The sequence below is a fragment of the Salinimicrobium xinjiangense DSM 19287 genome (assembly GCF_000423585.1).
In the GTDB taxonomy this organism is placed as follows: domain Bacteria; phylum Bacteroidota; class Bacteroidia; order Flavobacteriales; family Flavobacteriaceae; genus Salinimicrobium; species Salinimicrobium xinjiangense.
In genome coordinates, this window is the sequence record NZ_KE384055.1 from 29,259 (window position 1) to 48,278 (window position 19,020).

A 19,020-nucleotide genomic window follows, 5' to 3' on the forward strand; every position below is an offset into this window, starting at 1 on the left:
GTTTAGAATCAGAGTTTTTTTTAGTTTTCACATAAATTTCACACAACTTTTAGATATAAAGAGTTTTTTTTACGGGCCATTAAGAAGAGTTATTTCATTCTACAAATAATACAGTTAAGATTATTTAAAAAAAAACGCCACCGAAATGTCAAAAACTGCCACGTCTCCCAGGAAAAATAGTAAGGCTTCTTCAGGGGACGTTAAACCAACAAAGCGCCATATTGTAAAAAAGTCTAAGAGGGTACCAGATAGAGATATGTTTAAGGACAGTGACTATGTTCATGAACAACTGGATAGATTAATATTTGCACTTGAGGCCTTTAGGGAAGGAGATATTTCTGTTCGCCTTTCCAAAGAACGAAATGATAAGTTTGCCGATCTGGCCGAAGCCTACAATACGATGGTTGAGATGATTGGGGGTGTAAGTACAGAGGTATCGCGTATTTCGCGTGTTGGTGGTATTGAAGGTAACCTGGATGCCCGGGCAGAATTCAGAGCTTCCAGCGGGGTATGGAAGGATATGATCGATAACATTAATATTCTTATTGAAGCCATTGCAAAGCCGGTACTTGAAGTAAGCCGAATTCTGAACAGTATCGCTGCCGGGAAACTGGAAGATAAATTTAGCCTGACGGTAACCGGAGATTTCCGGGCGATGGCCGATGTAATTAACCGCACCCTGGGTAGTTTGAATATTTTTGCAGAACAGGTAACCCTTGTGGCCCGGGAGGTGGGTGTCGAAGGAAAACTGGGAGGGCAGGCAAGTGTGCCAAACGTTTCGGGAACCTGGAAGGATCTTACAGACAATGTGAACCACATGGCGAGTAACCTTACCGAACAGGTACGGGAAATAGCCCGGGTTACTACAGCGGTGGCCGATGGAGATCTTTCCAGAAAAATTACTGAAGAAGGTAAAGGAGGGGAAGTTCTTGGCCTCTCCACTACAATTAACCGGATGGTGGACTCGCTAAACATTTTTGCAGCAGAGGTTACCAATGTGGCCCGCGAGGTGGGGGTTGAAGGAAAGCTGGGAGGTCAGGCCGATGTACCCGATGTGGCAGGAACCTGGAAAGATCTTACAGTGAACGTAAACACTATGGCATCCAACCTTACTGCTCAGGTGCGGGAGATCGCAGGGGTAGCAACCTCGGTTGCAAATGGTGACCTTTCTAAAAAGATCTCTATTAATGTAAAAGGAGAAATTGCTGAACTTAAAGACACCATCAACCAGATGGTGGATTCCTTGAATATCTTCTCTGATGAGGTAACCCGTGTGGCACGTGAGGTGGGAACTGAAGGAAAGCTGGGAGGGCAGGCCGAAGTTCCGGATGTAGCCGGTACCTGGAAAGATCTTACAGATAATGTGAATACCATGGCGAGTAATCTTACGAACCAGGTACGGGAGATTGCATCGGTAACCACCGCGGTGGCACAGGGAGATCTTTCACAAAAAATTACCGAAGAAGGAAAAGGAGGAGAGGTACTGGTCCTTTCCAATACTATTAACAGCATGGTCGATTCCCTGACCTTGTTTGCTGCCGAGGTAACCCGTGTGGCACGTGAGGTGGGTACCGATGGGAAACTGGGAGGGCAGGCAACTGTACCAACCGCAGCAGGTACCTGGAAAGATCTTACCGATAATGTAAATATCATGGTAAGTAACGTAACCACACAGGTACGGGAGATCGCCAATGTAGCTACCGCGGTGGCCGATGGAGATCTTTCCCAGAAGATTACTATTGATGTAAAAGGAGAAATTGCTGAACTTAAAGACACCATCAACCAGATGGTGGACTCGTTGAACATTTTCTCCGATGAGGTAACCCGGGTGGCCCGGGAGGTAGGTACAGAAGGTATTCTTGGAGGGCAGGCGAAAGTTCCTGATGTGGCCGGTACCTGGAAAGATCTTACCGATAATGTGAATTACATGGCATCTAACCTTACCACACAGGTACGGGAGATCGCAAATGTGGCAACTGCGGTGGCAAAAGGAGATCTGGCTCAGAAAATTGCTATTGAAGCTAAAGGAGAAATAGCAGAACTTAAAGAAACCATCAACACGATGGTGGACTCGCTGAATATCTTCTCTGATGAGGTAACCCGTGTGGCCCGGGAGGTGGGTACAGAAGGTATTCTGGGTGGACAGGCAGAAGTCCCTAATGTTGGGGGAGCCTGGCTGGAACTAACAGAGAATGTGAATACGATGGCATCCAACCTTACCACCCAGGTACGGGAAATTGCCTCGGTAACCAAGGCGGTGGCAAACGGGGATCTTTCCAAAAAGATTTCTGAAGAAGAAAAAGGAGGAGAGGTACTTGAGCTCTCCACCATTATCAATACGATGGTGGACTCGCTGAACATTCTTTCAAACGAGGTAACCCGTGTGGCCCGTGAGGTGGGAACCGAAGGGATGCTGGGTGGTCAGGCAGAAGTGCCAAACGTGGCCGGTGCATGGCTGGATCTTACCCGAAATGTGAATACAATGGCAAGTAACCTTACCAGCCAGGTACGGGAGATCGCAAATGTGGCAACTGCGGTAGCCGACGGGGATTTGTCTCAAAAGATCTCCATTGATGTAAAAGGAGAAATAGCCGAATTAAAAGATACTATTAACCAGATGGTGGACTCGCTGAACGTATTTGCTGCAGAGGTAACCCGTGTGGCACGTGAGGTGGGAACCGAAGGTAAACTGGGAGGCCAGGCCGAAGTACCAAACGTTGCAGGTACCTGGAAAGGCCTTACAGATAATGTGAACACGATGGCGAGTAACCTTACTACGCAGGTGAGGGAGATCGCATCGGTAACAACGGCGGTAGCACACGGGGATCTTTCGCAAAAGATCTCTGAACAGGGTAAAGGAGGCGAGGTACTTGAACTTTCTACCACGATCAACATCATGGTAGACGCGCTAAACATATTTGCAGATGAAGTAACAAACGTGGCACGTGAGGTGGGTACAGAAGGTATCCTTGGAGGCCAGGCAGAAGTGCCGAACGTGGCAGGTTCCTGGAAAGACCTTACAGAGAATGTGAACCAGATGGCGAGTAATCTTACCTCGCAGGTACGTGATATCGCAGGAGTATCTACGGCACTTGCCCGTGGCGATTTCTCCAGAAAGATCGATGTGGAGGTTAAGGGTGAAGTACAGGAGCTTAAGAATAACATCAATGCGATGGTAGACAGTTTCACGACCATCGTAAAAGCGGCCAATACAATTGCTGAAGGAAATTTTGCCATTGAAATGCCACTTCGTTCTGAAGCCGATCAATTGGGTATCGCCCTGAACACGATGACCGAAAACCTGAAGCGAATATCTGAAGAGAACGAAAATGAAGCATGGATAAAAACAGGACAGGCAGGATTAAATGACAGGATGAGAGGAGAGCAGGATCTTACTACCTTATCAAAGAATATTGTTTCTTATCTGACAAAATATCTGGGAGCTCAGGTTGGGATCATTTATCTGGCAGAAAAACACAATGATAAGAAACGTCTTAGAATGACCGGTTCATATGCCTTTACCCGCAGAAAATCTCTGAAAACGACATTTGATTTCGGAGAAGGTCTTGCAGGACAGGCTGCGCTTGAAAAGGAAGTGATCGTCCTTTCCGGCATACCTACAGATTATATAAGCATTTCATCGGGTCTGGGACATACGAAACCGCAGCACATCCTGGTTCAGCCCTTTATCATAGATGGGGAAGTAACCGGCGTTATTGAAATAGGTTCGTTTAAAGCCTTTAATGACAGTCAGCTGGAATTGATGCGATCTGTGGGAGAAAACATTGCGATCACCACCAACTCATCGTTGGATAGGGAAAAGATGAAAGACCTGCTGGAGGAATCACAGCGCCAGTCTGAAGAGCTTTTGAAACAACAGGAAAAATTAAAGATCCAGAGTAAGGAATTGCAAATGGCCAATGACGATCTTGAATCGAAGACCAAGGATCTGGAAATGCAAAAAGAAGATCTTCAATCCAGCAGGGTGGAAGTGGAACGCAAAGCCGAGGAATTAGAACTTGCCAGCAAGTATAAATCTGAATTCCTGGCTAATATGTCCCACGAATTGAGAACACCTTTAAACAGTCTTCTCATTTTGTCCAAAGATCTTAGCGATAACAGGAAAGGAAACTTATATAAGGACCAGCAAAAAGCGGCCAGTATTATATACGAAGGTGGCTTAAGTCTGCTCAACCTTATTAATGATATTTTGGATCTTTCCAAGGTAGAAGCCGGGAAACTGCAAATACATCCTGAGGAAGTTCTGTTAGAAAATCTTGTAAATAATCTGCAGGATCAATTCGAGCCTCTGGCAAAATCCAAAAAATTAAAATTTACAATTGAAACCAAATTCAATGCACCGGCAAGGATCATTACCGATGGGCAGCGCCTGGAGCAAATAGTCAAGAACCTTATTTCGAACGGGATCAAGTTCACTGAAAAAGGTTCAGTAGATGTTACGATTGGGAAACCCGATGAAAAGATCAAATTCCGGGAAATTACCCTTCCAAGATCTGAAGTTCTGGAAATTTCAGTTAAAGACACCGGAATTGGTATTCCTGAAGCTAAACGCATGATGATCTTTGAAGCTTTTCAGCAGGCAGAAGGAGGGACTAGCAGACAGTATGGGGGTACAGGACTTGGATTGACCATATCCAGAGAACTTTCAAGGTTATTGGGAGGAGAGATCCATATAGAAAGTACAGAAGGTGAGGGTAGTATTTTTACCGTATATGTTCCCTTAGACCTTACAAGTGCACCTATTAAAGAAATAGACGATGCCATTTCTTCTTACAGGGAATCGAATTACGAGACCACTCAGAAAAACAGCCTGCCGGAAGCCAGGAGTACGGTAGTGAATCGTTCCGAAAATTCTGAATTTCAGGATGACCGGGAGAATTTGAAAACTTCAGAATATTCACTGTTGATCATTGATAATAATAAATTTTCTGCACAAACCGTGAAGAAGATCGTCCAGCAATCCGGCTACAAATTTCTTTTTGCCAGAGATGGGAAAGAAGGAATGAAATTGGCGGCCCAATATCAGCCTAACGGTATTTTGCTCGATGAGCAGTTGCCGGACATGAAGGGAATTATTGTGCTGGAACATTTGAAATTCAATCTTAAGACAAGACATATTCCGGTGTATTTAATGGCTAAGGAAGATCACAGGCGGGAGGCTTTGAGTAAGGGAGCAGTAGGTTTTAGCTTGAAACCGGTCTCTTACGAGGATTTCGAAAAGGCCATCCTAAAGATGGAAAAATTTCACGCTTCACCAGTTAAGGAACTTCTGATTATTGAGGACGATGCAGCCACTCTTAAAGCTGTTAAAAAGATGCTGGGAAATAAAGGCATCAATATTTCTGAAGCTACCAACGGAAAGGAAGCTTTAAAACAAATAAGATCCACACGCTTTGATTGTATTATCCTGGACCTTAATTTGCCCGATCTTGATGGCTTTGAAATATTGAAAAAGCTAAAGTCCAAACAGGAATTAAATGATATTCCCGTGGTGATCTATACAGGAAAGGAGCTTAAAAAAACTGAAAAAAAGGAACTGGAAAAATTTGCAGATAGTATCTTGATCAAAGGTGCCTCTTCGCCTGAAGTTTTGCTGGATGAAGTGTCATTATTTCTGCACAGTGACGAAAATAAGCTCTCATCACGGCAAAAGAAGATAATGGCCGATCTACATGATCCAAAGCATGTTCTAAAAGACAAAAAGGTACTTTTAGTGGATGATGATAAAAGAAATTCCTACGCGCTTTCTAAAACCTTGAATGAAGCCGGTATGAAAGTGATCATTGCTGAAAACGGGAAATTAGCTATTGAGAAATTAGAGGAAGAAAAAGATGTAGATATTGTCCTTATGGATGTGATGATGCCGGTTATGGATGGTTATGAAGCTACCGCCAAGATCAGGAAAGATAAGGCATATAATGATCTGCCTATTATTTCCCTAACCGCTAAGGCAATGCCCGAAGATAAAGCCAAATGTCTTGAAGCAGGTGCGAATGATTACCTTACAAAGCCGGTAGATGTTGATAAACTGCTAAACATTGTTCGCCTGTGGTTACATCAGTAAATATTTGACCATTAATTGGTAAAGTGCGAGAGTCCATATGAAAGTATGGACTTTCTGCTTTAAAGGAACTTCAGGAGGATTAACAGTGCCTTTCCTTATTGTATTTTTATTCGAATTGAAAAATAATTATCGGCGTCTTTTGGGGTCTGATCTTTTCAATTTTCCGGTATTTTACCCGATAAAGGAATTAGAAAAATTTGAGAAGAAATTAGCTGAAGAAAGCCTTTCAAGAGTTCAAACTTTTTGCTTAAATTGCGCCATCTTAAAAGGCCCCGTGGCGCAACTGAATAGCGCATCAGATTTCGGCTCTGAGGGTTGGGGGTTTGAATCCCTCCGGGGTCACTTAAAGCAGAAAATCCACAGCGAAAGCTGTGGGTTTTTTTTGTTTTCTGAAGAAGCCGAACTTGTTCGAAGCTTCTGAAGAAAACAAAAAAATCACACCGACTGCAGGAGGTGTGGATTTTGTATTTTCAGGTGGGAACACGAAGGGAAAGGCGCAGCCAATCCAATCAAGGAAATTCCAAAACTCAAGCATCAAATTCCAATCTCTCTTGAAGCCGAACTTGTTCGAAGCTTCTGAAGAAAACAAAAAAATAACACCGACTGCAAGGAGGTGTGGATTTTGTATTTTCAGGTGGGAACACGAAGGGAAAGGCGCAGCCAATCCAAACAAAGAAATTTCAAAAGACAAACCATTGTTGTCCGATGAAAAAAGAAGGAACCTCTGAAAAAGCCCGCTAATGCTGATCAGAGATCTTATCTATCAGTCTGAGGGGGTGGTTTTTAGTTCTTTGAATTTTCAAATATTCTACCAATGAAAAGAATTTTTCACAACATTGAATTTCAGTATCTTATAAAAAAGTCTTGGTTCTAGATTCTAGAAGCGGAGCGGTCTAGATTCTTTTTCCGGACAACAATGAAGACAAACACCAGATTCCAATCTCCCTTAAAGCCGAACTTGTTCGAAGCTTCGGAATAAAACAAAAAAATCACACCGACTGCAAGGAGGTGTGGATTTTGTCTTTTCAGGTGAGAACACGAAGGGAAAGGCGCAGCCTTTTGAAAGTGCTCAGTGATCGGTAATCAGTGTTCAGTACTTCACCCTGCTAATTCGGGGAACTACCACGCCAAATGACTCTATTTAATTTTTTTAAACATAAAGAATAGCATAGACATAATAATGACTAGAAAGGTAGAAGTTAGGCTTTAGGAATATGAATTTTGATTTTCTGTCTTTGCCGGTCCCAGAGGGCGAAAATATTTATAGCGCCGGGTTTTAATCCTGGATTGGTTATACCACTTTATCCAGGCTTTTTTAAAGATGTTCATTGTTCAGTTTCGGGAATGATCTTGCCTCCAGTGCAATAAAATTTTTGCTAGTAAATAGGATTAAGCTTTCAGATCTTTTTTAAGCTGACAAGAAATTATTAACTAACAATTAAGCCCAGCAGTACCAGAAAGATAAAGAAAACTGCCACAACGAAATGATCAGACCAGACTTCAAAGTCTGTTGTTTTGTCCTTTTCTGAATTATCTCTTTTTCCTGTGCTCATCTCCACTTAATTTTAAGGTTTAGAAGCAAAGCTTCATAATCTTTAGTTAGAAGGTCGAATATTTCTCAATTTATAAATTTTTCGTATTCCTACAAAGCTGAGGCTGTTAAATATCTGTTTCTGAAAGAAAAAGCTTTTCCGGGTGAAGAGAACAAGGATGTTTTTCTGCATAAAATTTTTAACACTTATGAACTACAAGATAGCATTGAGCAGCCGGCTTTGGTTTCTGCCCACTGCGGCCTCTTTTGCACCAGATCCTCAAATCCTTCTGAAGCATAGGGAGTTTTCATTGCTTCCTGCAGTCTCAGAAAGAGTTTGTTTTCTCCTTTTTCCAGTTCCTCTATAGCCTGGTGTAAAAGGTAGTTCCTGAGAATGATCCTCGGATTATTCCGGTTCATTAGCCTTTTAATAGCTTCTTCAGAAAGCCTGCTGTTTTTTCGCATTTTTGAGTAATCAGTGAGGAGTGTTGCTAAAACCTCCTGTTCCTTTGGTTTGAGATCATTATAAAAAGCCGGTTCCAGGTGCTTAATTATGACTTCAGGAGTAGCTTCAGAAGGAAGATCGGCTAACAGGCGGTAGAAAAGAGTGATGTCCGGCTGAATTCCGGAGAGAACTTTTTCAAAACGCGAAATCAATTCCTTTTCATCCTTTCCTACTTTCTCAAAACCTAATTTTCTACCCATCATTCCGTAGTAATAATCCCAGAATATCTTTTCATAAGATTCGAGAGCTTTTTCCAACTCTTCGGTGTCTTCAAAAAGCAGGGAAATGGCATTGGCTAACCGACCGAGGTTCCAGTAACCAATAGAAGGCTGATTGCCGAAAGCATAGCGGCGGCCGGGAAGATCTGTAGTGTTTGGGGTAAAACTGTGATCGTAATGGTCCAGGAAAGAGAAAGGCCCATAATCAATAGTGAGACCGAGAATGGACATATTATCTGTGTTCATCACTCCATGAACGAAACCAACACGTTGCCACTCACTCATTAAAAATGCTGTTTTTTGCACTACTTCTTCAAACCATTTTATGATGCGGTCACTTTCTGTGAGATGCGGATAATATCGATCAATGGTCCAGTTGACCAGCTGTTGGAGTTTTTTGGTTTCCCGTTGTGCAGCGAGAAGTTCAAAGTTCCCGAAGCGCAAAAAAGAGGGAGCTACGCGGGTGACGATTGCGCCGGGTTCATATTCGGGATTTCCGTTGTAGAACATATCGCGCAAGACCTTGTCTCCGGTGGAAACCAAAGCAAGTGCCCGGGTGGTGGGAACACCCAGATGATGCATAGCTTCACTCATTAAATACTCCCGAACCGAGGAACGTAAGACCGCACGTCCATCGGCATGTCGGGAATAAGCAGTTGGACCGGCACCTTTTAATTGCAGCTCAAAAATGCCATTTTTGGAACTCCATTCCCCAAGGGTTATGGCACGACCATCACCTAACTGCCCCGCCCAGTTTCCAAATTGATGCCCCGCATAACAGGCAGCATAAGGTTGCATACTGTCTGTCAGTTTATTTCCTGAAAGGATCTCCACCTCTTCCTGAGAAGGAGGATCTATTTCCATTTGGGTGGCCAGTTCTTTGGACCAGGCGAGTAACTCAGGGGATTCAACGGGAGTCGGTGCTGCCCTGCTATAGAGTTTTCCGGGAGTTTGCCGCGGAGTACGATCGCCACTGTCGTCACCTTCAAATGCCTGAATAAAAGCATTTTGGAACTCTTTTTCATTAAGTGCTGCCATGTCAATTTTTTTATTTCAAGTTACAAAACTTCCGAAGCAGGAAAAAGCACCTACAAATGCCTGCAGAAGAAACTGTTTCAGGTAAGAAATTTCTTTAGAAAATTAACTTCAGCTTATAGAATACTAGGAATTTAAGTTAAAGCTAAATTAAAGTGTATTTGAAGCATGAGTAACTGCCTTATTTTTAAACAAAAATTAAAAAAACAAAAGCTATGACCTCATATCAAAGTAGAAGTGAAATCCAGGAGCAGCTAAAAAAGCTGTTACCTTACCAGATCGAAGAATGTAAGACTTGCGATGAGCTGCCAAAAGCTCTTAAGGATTTGATCCAGCACAACTTCCAGGCTAGTTTCGTTTGTTACGATAAAAAAAGCAACACTATTGAAGTTGGTGTGGAAGACCAGAATGAAAAGGATATTTACCCTCAGATCACGGTACACAAATTCAGGCTGGAAGAAGCAGTTTCTAAACTTTCAAGGACCTTTAGGAAGGAAGATGCCGACCTAAAATTCTACGGAAAAATTCTTGCCGGTCACGGAAGCTCTACCAGGATTGACGACGTAGTGCTTGTATAAATAATTGCAAATTACCTTAAAGAGGCCTTCCGAAGTAGTTTCGGAGGGCTTTTTTTATGAGGATAGGTTTAGGCGGCTTATCTTTGGAATTCAATTTCAGCTTCAAAAATGGCAATTTCAGACTATATTATTTCCCGCGCCTCCCTTCCGCAGAAAAGCGTTTTAAATACACTTTCACTTTTAAACCAGGACGCGACTATTCCTTTTATTTCCCGTTACCGGAAAGAAACAACGGGAAACCTGGATGAGGTGCAAATTGGCCTGATCCTCAAGTATAAGGCGGAATACGAAGAGCTGGAAAAGCGAAAAAAAGCCATTCTAAAAAGTATTTCTGAACAGAATGCCTTAACCCCTGAACTGGAATCCAAAATTACTTCGACTCAGGATCTCCTGCAGCTTGAAGATCTGTACCTTCCCTTCAAAAAAAAGAGAAAAACCAAAGCAGACACTGCCCGGGAACAAGGGCTGGAGCCATTGGCGAAAATGCTAATGGCACAAAATTCGCCCAATATTAAAGCTGCTGCGGAAAGGTTTACCGGTAAAGATGTCACCAGTGTTGAGGAAGCTCTGCAGGGAGCAAAAGATATTGCCGCCGAATGGATCAACGAACATGAAGGGGTTAGAAACCGGCTTCGGAAGCAATTTCAGCAAAAAGCCATGATCTCTTCTAATGTGATTAAAAAAAAGGCGGAAGAGGATGATGCACAGAAATTCCGGAACTATTTTGAGTGGGTGGAAAAACTGAAATTTATTCCTTCTCACCGGTTACTTGCAATTCTTCGGGCAGAGAAAGAAGGTTTTGTGAGAGTTAAAGTGGAGGTAGAGCAGGATGAATCTTTTCGTATAGTGGCAGGTTTTATCCTGAAATCACATAAAAATTCCTGTACAGCATATATAGAAGAAGCTATTGACGATGCTCTTAAGCGTTTACTTTTTCCCGCCCTTTCAAATGAAACTTTAGTTTTAGCTAAAGAGAAGGCCGATGAAGAAGCAATACATGTTTTTGCCGATAATTTAAAACAGTTGTTGCTCGCACCACCACTTGGTAATAAGCGTATACTCGCGCTGGACCCTGGTTATAGATCGGGCTGTAAACTGGTTTGCCTGGACGAGAAAGGAGATTTGCAGCACAATGAGACAATTTATCCGCATCCGCCGCAAAAGGAGGTGGCCATGGCTTCAAAAAAAGTGAAATCTTTAGTCAATGCCTACAACATAGAAGCCATTGCTATTGGAAACGGAACCGCTTCCCGGGAAACCGAGTTCTTCATTAAAAACATTCGCTTTGACCGGGATGTGCAGGTTTTCGTGGTAAACGAGGCCGGTGCTTCGGTATACTCAGCTTCAAAAATAGCAAGAGCCGAATTTCCCAATTTTGATGTAACGGTACGGGGTGCAGTTTCCATTGGCCGCCGACTTGCAGATCCGCTGGCTGAATTGGTAAAGATCGATCCCAAAGCTATTGGAGTAGGACAGTACCAGCACGATGTTGACCAGGTAAAATTGAAGAACGAGCTGGACAGGGTAGTGGAGAGCTGTGTTAATTCAATAGGGGTAAACCTTAATACTGCGAGTGCGCCGCTTTTGAGTTATGTTTCGGGCATTGGCCCTGCTTTAGCCGAGAACATTGTCAACTACAGAAGTGAAAACGGAGAATTCTATTCCCGAAAAGAGCTGCTGAAAGTTCCTCGGCTGGGTGCAAAGGCCTTTGAACAGGCCGCCGGATTTCTCAGAGTCCCAACTTCTGAAAATCCGCTGGACAATTCGGCCGTCCATCCCGAAAGTTATTCCATAGTAGAAAGAATGGCCGCCGATCTTAACGTGCCGCTGAAGGAGCTTGTGGGCAACAAAGAACTCATTTCAAAAATTACTCCTGAAAATTACATTTTTGACAGCATAGGATTACCTACTATTAAAGACATTTTGCGGGAGCTGGAAAAACCGGGAGTAGATCCCCGGAAGTCGGCCAAGGTTTTTGAATTTGATCCCAAGGTCAAAACTATAAAAGATCTCCATCCCGGAATGAAACTGCCCGGAATTGTGAATAATATCACCAACTTTGGATGTTTTGTCGACATCGGGATCAAAGAAAGCGGACTCGTACATATCTCAAAGCTGAAAAATGAATTTGTGAGCGATGTGAATTCGGTCGTGAAATTACATCAGCACGTACAGGTGACCGTTATGGAAGTGGATGAAGCGAGAAAGCGGATACAGTTGTCGATGATCGATTAAAGGAAGTTAGATTTTAGAAGGACGAAGTTAGAAGGAGTGGTCAGTGGTAGGTGGTCAGTTAAAGATTAGTGATCAGTGCTCAGTGATCAGTGTTCAGGAAAATAATTCTCTGCGCCCTTTCTATTTCCTCTGGTTGCTGCGTGAAAAAATGTTAGGAGTGAGCCCGGAATAATTCAGAAATTCGTTCTTCAGTCAACAGTCGCACTTATTAGTCGGCAGTTAAAGATTAGTGATTGTTAGTCAATAATCGGGGTTCAGAGTTTCTGAACTGGAAACATGGAAGCAGCAATTTTTTCACCTGCAAAGAGTAAAAGCATCAAATTACAAACCCTTAATTCCAATTTTTTCTCAACTCTCGACGAACAACGGGCAACTTCCCCATCTTAAAAAATTCTCCTAACTCTTTACTTTGTGAACAATATCCTCCACAATCATCTTCGCGTGCACCCTGGAATTCTCGATAAACCATTTATGCGTTTCCACACCGCCACAGATGACTCCGGCGAGGTAAAGGCCGGCGACGTTAGATTCCATGGTCTCCGGATCGTATTCCGGGATCTTTCTTCCATCGTCCGAGAGTTTGATGCCCATACGCTTCAAAAATTCGAAATTGGGTCGGTACCCGGTAAGAAGCAGTACCCAGTCATTCTCCAGTACCTGATCTCCTTCTTTTGAAGTAATAACTACGTCGTTCTCTCTGATCTCTTTTATTTCGGCATTAAAAACGGCTTTAATGCTGCCTTCATCTATGCGGTTATCAATATCTGGCTTTACCCAATATTTGACTCGTTCTCCAATTGCCGGGCCGCGGACTATCATGGTAACATCCCCGCCTTTGCGGTAGATCTCCAGTGCAGCATCTACTGCCGAGTTACTTGCGCCAACAACGATGGTCTTCTGAATAGCGTAAAAATGTGGATCGCCATAGTAGTGAGCCACTTTTGGTAGATCCTCTCCAGGCACATTCAGGTAATTAGGAATATCATAAAATCCGGTGGCAATTATTACATTTTTGGAAGTGTAGGTGGATTTAGTAGTGGTAACCTGGTGTAGATGATCCCCTGCGGACTCCACTTTTTCTACCTTCTCAAAAAGATGAATTTTAAGATGATTTGAAGTGACTATCCGCCTGTAATATTCAAGAGCCTCCTGTTTGTGAGGTTTCGGATTGGTACTGATAAAAGGGATTTCGTCCAGCTCCAGCTTTTCGGAAGTGGAGAAAAAGGTCATGTTGGATGGATAATTGTACAGGGAATTCACCAGGGTACCCTTCTCTAAAATGACATAGTTGAGACCTTTCTTTTTTGCTTCCAGTGCACAGGCAATTCCTATGGGACCACCACCAACAATGATAATATCGTATGTATTGTCTTCTTTAGGAGTTGACAAGTTCTTTTAGTTCTTTAATGGTTTGCGTGGGATTTTCAGCCTTGAAAACAAAACTTCCGGCTACCAGTACGTCGGCACCGGCTTCTATTAGTTGTGCTGCATTTTTATTAGTAACGCCTCCGTCTATTTCAATAAGAGTAGAGGCATTATTTCGTTCGATGATCTGCTTCAGTTTTCTGACTTTTTTATAAGTATTTTCAATGAAGCTTTGTCCGCCAAACCCGGGATTTACGCTCATCATACAAACCAGGTCAATGTCATTTATTACATCTTCCAGAAGTTCCACAGAGGTGTGGGGATTTAAGGCTACTCCGGCTTTCATTCCTTCGGCCTTAATTGCCTGTAAGGTACGATGCAGATGCGTACAGGCTTCATAATGAACAGAAAGATTATTAGCTCCAAGGGCAGCAAACTCTTTGATGTACCTGTCGGGATCCACGATCATAAGATGTACATCTATTGTCTTCTTAGCGTGTCTTTGGATTGCCTCAAGCACCGGCATTCCGTAAGATATATTGGGAACGAAGACTCCGTCCATGATGTCTATATGAAACCAATCGGCTTCACTTTGATTGACCATTTCGACATCCCGCTGGAGATTTCCGAAGTCGGCTGCCAAAATTGAGGGAGCAATAAGTTTGTTTTTCATGTTGTGTTTGTTGCAATGCAAAAGTAACAAGAATTATGCTAAAACAGAGGGAAGGTTGTGGCTCAATCCTGTAGGGAGATTTTTGTATCTTTAAGAGTAAACCACAACCAAAAAAGAAAATTATGGAAGTTGAAGAAAAAAGTAAAAAAAGAAATTACGGTAAAATGGGTTGCTTTGTAGCTATTTTGCTTCTTATTATAATTATAATAGCTATTTATTCGGGACTGATCAATTTCCCCGATTCCTGATATTCTTAATTCGCCCCGGTACCCGGAATTTCCAGGAGGTTTTTTTGAAATGATATAAAATGGTGAACCCCGGTAATCAGCCGGGGTTCTTCATCAATCAATCAAAAAACGAACAGTAATCAACTGTTGCATTGTTACCGGGAATTACCCCAGGTATGTTTTTAAGATCTTGCTTCTGGAGGTATGTTTCAACCTTCTTATAGCTTTTTCTTTAATTTGTCTTACTCTTTCCCTTGTTAGATCAAAAGTCTCGCCAATTTCTTCAAGAGTCATTGGGTGCTGGTCTCCAAGTCCAAAATAAAGACGAATTACATCGGCTTCACGGGGAGTTAGAGTTTCAAGAGCTCTTTCGATCTCTGTGCGCAAAGATTCGTGCAAAAGCTCTCTGTCTGGGTTTGGAGATTCTCCTGAACGTAATACGTCATACAGGTTAGAATCCTCACCTTCTACAAGCGGAGCATCCATGGATACGTGACGACCGGAATTCTTCATCGATTCCTTTACATCATTAATGGTCATATCCAATTCTTTCGCGATCTCTTCGGCACTTGGCGGACGCTCATGCGACTGCTCAAGGAAAGCAAAAGTCTTGTTGATCTTGTTTATGGAACCAATCTTGTTGAGCGGTAAACGCACAATACGTGATTGTTCTGCTAAAGCCTGAAGAATAGACTGGCGAATCCACCAAACGGCATAAGATATGAATTTGAAACCACGGGTTTCATCAAATCGTTTGGCAGCCTTTATTAATCCTAAATTTCCTTCGTTAATAAGGTCGGGAAGGGTCAATCCCTGGTTTTGATATTGTTTCGCTACAGATACTACAAAACGAAGGTTCGCTTTTGTAAGTTTCTCCAAAGCACGGTCATCACCCGCTTTAATTCGTTGTGCCAACTCCACCTCTTCATCTGCGGTGATCAGGTCAACTTTACCAATTTCTTGCAAATACTTATCCAGCGAAGCAGTTTCACGGTTTGTTACCTGCTTCGTAATTTTAAGTTGTCTCATCTAACGTCTCCTTGGATTTTAATTATGAATAACTCTTGTATTAGTTATACGTAAGATGGGTTGGAAATGTTACAAGAATTAAAGATAATGAAATTTTTTTTTCTGTTTCAATTTTTTTGCAGGTTTTCCCTGTCTCCAAACGAGGTAGCCGGTGATTGATAAAAAGGGGCCGGACAAGCCCACTAAGCAATACAAAAGTTTGGTCCAGATGCCGCCGTACTGACCAAAATGTAAGGGGATTAAAGTGCTGGAGAGTTTAGTCTGCAAATCTGCTTCCTGCACTCTTACTACAGCTTCTATTTCACCGGAAGTGTGATTTGCTTGTACGCTGTTGTAAAATTCTGAATAAAAGAATGCATCGTCATCAAACAAGCCATACACTGTAAGGTTGCCTTCAGAATTCAGGGGTAGCCTTATATAAGTAGGAGTGAAGTCGGGATATTGGGATTCAATCCGGTTGAGCAAATTCTCTACAGAGGTACTGATTTCCGGAGTTTGTGGTATAACAGGAGATTTAAGGCCTGCAGCAGCTACAGACCAGGCTAGAAAAACTCCTGTCACTACAAGAACAAGATTGAACAGCAGGGCCCAGGTCCCCACAATGCGATGCAGGGAAGAATAAAAGGTGCGCCTGGTCTTCAGGTTCAAACGGGTGCTGCAGGCAAGGGTTTTAAGAACGCTCTTGCGGTAAAGATATATTCCGGTAATAAGGGAGAAGAAAAAAATAACGCCAATGATAAAAACAAGTATCCTTCCGGCCGAGCCGGCCTGAAAGGAGTAGTGGAACTTCAGCAGCCATCTGGTGAAAGTGGTTAATTCATTGACTTCTTTTATGATTTTACCGGTGGATGGATGTACAAAAACGAACAACCTTTCCGTAGGTTTCCGAAGGTTAAAGATCAAAGCCTCCTGCTCTTTAAAATGTTTGAGCCGGATGTCCCAGCCGGGATACTCTTCCTGGATCTTCCGGATTGCGAGGTCAATATTAAGACCTGAATAATTTTCTACCTCCTTGTATTCCTTCCACTGATAGTCTTCAATGTCATATTGAAAAACCAGTATGGAGCCCGAAATTCCCATGAGCACCAGAAAAACTCCGGCAATAAGGCCGGCAATAGAATGGTATTTAAGTATTTTTCTGTTGTTCATGAATAAAAGAGGCAGCTATGAATATCATAGCTGCCGTTTACATTTTACTAAAGATTTACTTTAAAAGAGAGATTCAGCCTTGCCCCGTTTCCTTTGATATAATTATCTGGTCTTGCATCCCACTGCGAAATAGGCAGGTAGTAATCTTCATTAAGCAGGTTTTGCACTCCCAGACTCAACATAGTATTGGCAGTCATATTATAATTGGCCGAAAGGCTTACCAAATTAAATGCTTCTACAGGACCCTGGCCGTAGACGTAGCTGCCGTTGGGACGGGGATCAAACTTTTTCCTGTTCCCGCTGTAAATATGTGAAAGACGCATGTTGAGTTTATCAAACATATTATAGCTGATATAACTGGCCACCTTTACCGGTGGAATACGATCACCATTCATATAATTTTCAAATTCGCCGTCATCTTCTGCATCAAGTTTTCCTTCAATATAAGAAACGGAGGTCCCAAAAGTAAGATCTTCCAGTAGTCTTGTATCAAGAGCAAGTTCAAAACCGTATACTTTTTCAGGCTGACGGGCGATCTGGAATACGCCGTTTACTTCCCGGTAAGTTGCTCCAAGTTCTGAAGTACTTATGAAATATGCTCCGCTAAGGCTGGTATTTCCGAAGTAACTATTGAATCCTGCTTCGTAATTATTGGCGATCACAGCTTCCGAAGAGATTTGATCAATCGTATTCTCGGTAGCACTTCTTAAGGTGCGGCCAAGGTCGGCAATGGAGAAACTTTGAGAAAAGCTCACAAAAGGTTTAAATACCTCCCAACGGTTATAGCGTAAACCTGCATTAAAGGTAGTAGCGTCATATTTTAATTCACCTCCTTCTACAGGAACATTTCCCTGGGCAGTACCACCATTTGGCATAATATAGATTGTGGTATAATCCGGAATATCAATATTGATATTTTCAAAACGTATCCCGGCCTTTAAAACCAGATCCCGGTAAATCGTCTTTAACTGAGCATAGGGAGCATAGTTCTTCATATCCACTTCCGGTACCCATAGTCTGCCATCAACCAGATATTGAGAAGTTACATCATTTAGAATATCAACCCCATACAGGATGTCTCCGCTAAAACTATCACCAAAAGCATAGGGAGTTTTAAAATTTGCGCGGAGTCCTTTTTTGTCAGATTCTATCATGGATTGTCCGCCTTCGTATCCGGTTTCGCTGTTAAAGAAGAATGGGGAGTATCCGTAAACGGTCTGAAAATCCTGAAAGTAAAGGTTGGCACTAAAATCGGTGTTACCAATCAGGTTATACGAATTGTAGGTTAACTGGCCGTTATGGTTGTACCTGTTTCCCTGGTCAACTCCCAGGTCCTCTCCAATAACTCCTATAGCAGGACGTACTCCGTATACTCCGGGCTGATTAATATATTCTGTATCCTGATTGCTGCTGAAATAATTGTACATGAATTCCAGATTGTTATTATGGTCTATATCATAATTCAGCTTTCCAAAAAGGTTGTACTGGTTTGTTTCACCTAAACCATAGGAGGGAGAAATAACCTCCCCGTTAGCATCTCTGAAGATACCGGTTTGTCCAAAGCTCGCATTTGCAACATAACCCAGGTCACCTGCCTGTCCTGCAAATGTTTGGGATAATTTGGAGCTCAGGGTATGTTCAGTATTTACCAGGGAAATCCCGCTGCTAAGCTCTGTGGTGCTTTCAAACTTTTTATAGGCTTTGGGTTTTTTCGTGATGTAGTTGATGATCCCGCCGTCTGCACCATTACCGTATATGGCTGTTGCGCCCTTAATGATCTCTATACGCTCAATTACATTAGGATCTATGGTATTCACATCTCTGCTCCCGTTTCGCAGGGGAGTGGATTGCGGAATTCCGTCAATGAGGATCAGCATTTTTCGTCCTCTTAAAGTTTGACCTGTACTGCTGGTTTGACTGGTGCTAATAGCAAGGCCGGGAACTTCATTCATAACATCGGCAATAGAATTACTTGTAAGGTTGTGTCTCTCAATATCCCTGGAGTTTAAAACAGAAACGGAAGAGGGTACTTCATCAAGGGTTTCGGTACGTCGGTTGGTTGTAATAACTACTTCGGCAAGGTCCTTTAATTCTTCTTCCAGAACAATATTGAGTATTCTTGATTCTCCCGGTTTTAGCTGAATTCTTCTTGTAGCGGTGTTAAAACCGGGGGAGCTAATCTGGAGATAATATTCTCCCGGAGATAGGCTGGGGAAGTTGTATGATCCATCGGCATCTGCGGTTGTTGAGAGGCCGGTATTTTGGAAACTAAGACTGGCATAAGGAATGGATTCATTCTGAGGTCCGGTTATTTTACCGGATAAGCTTGCATTTTGAGCATTCGCAATAAAACCCGATAGTAATAAAGCGAGAAGGAGGGGAAATCTCAT

The 19,020-nt window shown here is 42.6% G+C and carries 11 protein-coding genes and 1 tRNA gene; 5 read left to right on the forward strand and 7 right to left on the reverse strand.

Features of this window, described 5'->3' with window-relative positions; genetic code table 11:
• The first annotated feature begins 145 nt into the window (after positions 1–145).
• The 3 genes from G564_RS19400 (at position 146) to G564_RS20365 (ending at position 6,813) form a co-directional block, all read left to right on the forward strand.
• A complete protein-coding gene (locus G564_RS19400; protein WP_084625653.1) occupies positions 146–6,085 on the forward strand; it encodes a HAMP domain-containing protein in 5,940 nt (1,979 codons plus the stop codon).
• A gap of 268 nt (positions 6,086–6,353) precedes the next feature.
• Positions 6,354–6,427 (forward strand) — tRNA-Arg (locus tag G564_RS0114535).
• 62 nt (positions 6,428–6,489) lie between these two features.
• Positions 6,490–6,813 carry a hypothetical protein gene (locus G564_RS20365; protein WP_156879260.1) on the forward strand — a complete coding sequence of 108 codons (324 nt, stop codon included), beginning with the start codon at positions 6,490–6,492 and terminating at the stop codon, positions 6,811–6,813.
• 699 nt (positions 6,814–7,512) lie between these two features.
• Here G564_RS20365 and G564_RS20810 read toward each other — a convergent pair.
• A complete protein-coding gene (locus G564_RS20810; protein ID WP_262504846.1) occupies positions 7,513–7,638 on the reverse strand; it encodes a hypothetical protein in 126 nt (41 codons plus the stop codon).
• 185 nt (positions 7,639–7,823) lie between these two features.
• Positions 7,824–9,377, reverse strand: coding sequence for a protein adenylyltransferase SelO (locus G564_RS0114550; protein ID WP_029038300.1), 1,554 nt, complete (start codon positions 9,375–9,377; stop codon positions 7,824–7,826).
• Positions 9,378–9,589: 212 nt separating this feature from the next.
• On the opposite strand from G564_RS0114550, the gene G564_RS19405 reads away from it, so the two are divergent.
• Both G564_RS19405 and G564_RS0114565 read left to right on the forward strand, forming a co-directional pair.
• On the forward strand, positions 9,590–9,952 hold the full coding sequence (locus tag G564_RS19405) for a hypothetical protein (RefSeq protein WP_051205513.1): 363 nt from the start codon (positions 9,590–9,592) through the stop codon (positions 9,950–9,952).
• Between the two features lie 108 nt (positions 9,953–10,060).
• Complete coding sequence (locus G564_RS0114565) at positions 10,061–12,187, forward strand: Tex family protein (protein WP_029038301.1); 2,127 nt, start codon at positions 10,061–10,063, stop codon at positions 12,185–12,187.
• Between the two features lie 396 nt (positions 12,188–12,583).
• Here the strand turns inward: G564_RS0114565 and G564_RS0114570 are convergent, their stop codons facing one another.
• The 5 genes from G564_RS0114570 to G564_RS0114595 form a co-directional block, all read right to left on the reverse strand.
• Positions 12,584–13,576: a YpdA family putative bacillithiol disulfide reductase gene (locus tag G564_RS0114570; RefSeq protein ID WP_029038302.1), complete on the reverse strand. Its 993-nt coding sequence runs from the start codon at positions 13,574–13,576 to the stop codon at positions 12,584–12,586.
• The gene (rpe, locus tag G564_RS0114575) at positions 13,563–14,225 is read right to left on the reverse strand and encodes a ribulose-phosphate 3-epimerase (protein WP_029038303.1); all 663 of its coding nucleotides are present in this window, start codon (positions 14,223–14,225) and stop codon (positions 13,563–13,565) included. Before rpe ends, G564_RS0114570 begins: the two co-directional genes overlap by 14 nt.
• A 392-nt stretch (positions 14,226–14,617) precedes the next feature.
• Positions 14,618–15,481, reverse strand: a complete 864-nt coding sequence (locus G564_RS0114585) for a sigma-70 family RNA polymerase sigma factor (protein ID WP_029035204.1) — start codon at positions 15,479–15,481, stop codon at positions 14,618–14,620.
• Between the two features lie 78 nt (positions 15,482–15,559).
• Complete coding sequence (locus tag G564_RS0114590) at positions 15,560–16,630, reverse strand: PepSY-associated TM helix domain-containing protein (RefSeq protein WP_029038304.1); 1,071 nt, start codon at positions 16,628–16,630, stop codon at positions 15,560–15,562.
• 47 nt (positions 16,631–16,677) lie between these two features.
• Positions 16,678–19,020, reverse strand: coding sequence for a TonB-dependent receptor (locus G564_RS0114595; protein WP_029038305.1), 2,343 nt, complete (start codon positions 19,018–19,020; stop codon positions 16,678–16,680).

What these genes read in the sequence shown, in the direction of transcription:
- G564_RS20810 (WP_262504846.1), bottom strand. Translation starts at nt 7,638, where the DNA reads ATGAGCACAGGAAAAAGAGATAATTCAGAAAAGGACAAAACAACAGAC.
- G564_RS19405 (WP_051205513.1), top strand. Translation starts at nt 9,590, where the DNA reads ATGACCTCATATCAAAGTAGAAGTGAAATCCAGGAGCAGCTAAAAAAG.
- G564_RS0114595 (WP_029038305.1), bottom strand. Translation starts at nt 19,020, where the DNA reads ATGAGATTTCCCCTCCTTCTCGCTTTATTACTATCGGGTTTTATTGCG.
- G564_RS0114590 (WP_029038304.1), bottom strand. Translation starts at nt 16,630, where the DNA reads ATGAACAACAGAAAAATACTTAAATACCATTCTATTGCCGGCCTTATT.
- rpe (WP_029038303.1), bottom strand. Translation starts at nt 14,225, where the DNA reads ATGAAAAACAAACTTATTGCTCCCTCAATTTTGGCAGCCGACTTCGGA.
- G564_RS0114565 (WP_029038301.1), top strand. Translation starts at nt 10,061, where the DNA reads ATGGCAATTTCAGACTATATTATTTCCCGCGCCTCCCTTCCGCAGAAA.
- G564_RS0114585 (WP_029035204.1), bottom strand. Translation starts at nt 15,481, where the DNA reads ATGAGACAACTTAAAATTACGAAGCAGGTAACAAACCGTGAAACTGCT.
- G564_RS0114550 (WP_029038300.1), bottom strand. Translation starts at nt 9,377, where the DNA reads ATGGCAGCACTTAATGAAAAAGAGTTCCAAAATGCTTTTATTCAGGCA.
- G564_RS19400 (WP_084625653.1), top strand. Translation starts at nt 146, where the DNA reads ATGTCAAAAACTGCCACGTCTCCCAGGAAAAATAGTAAGGCTTCTTCA.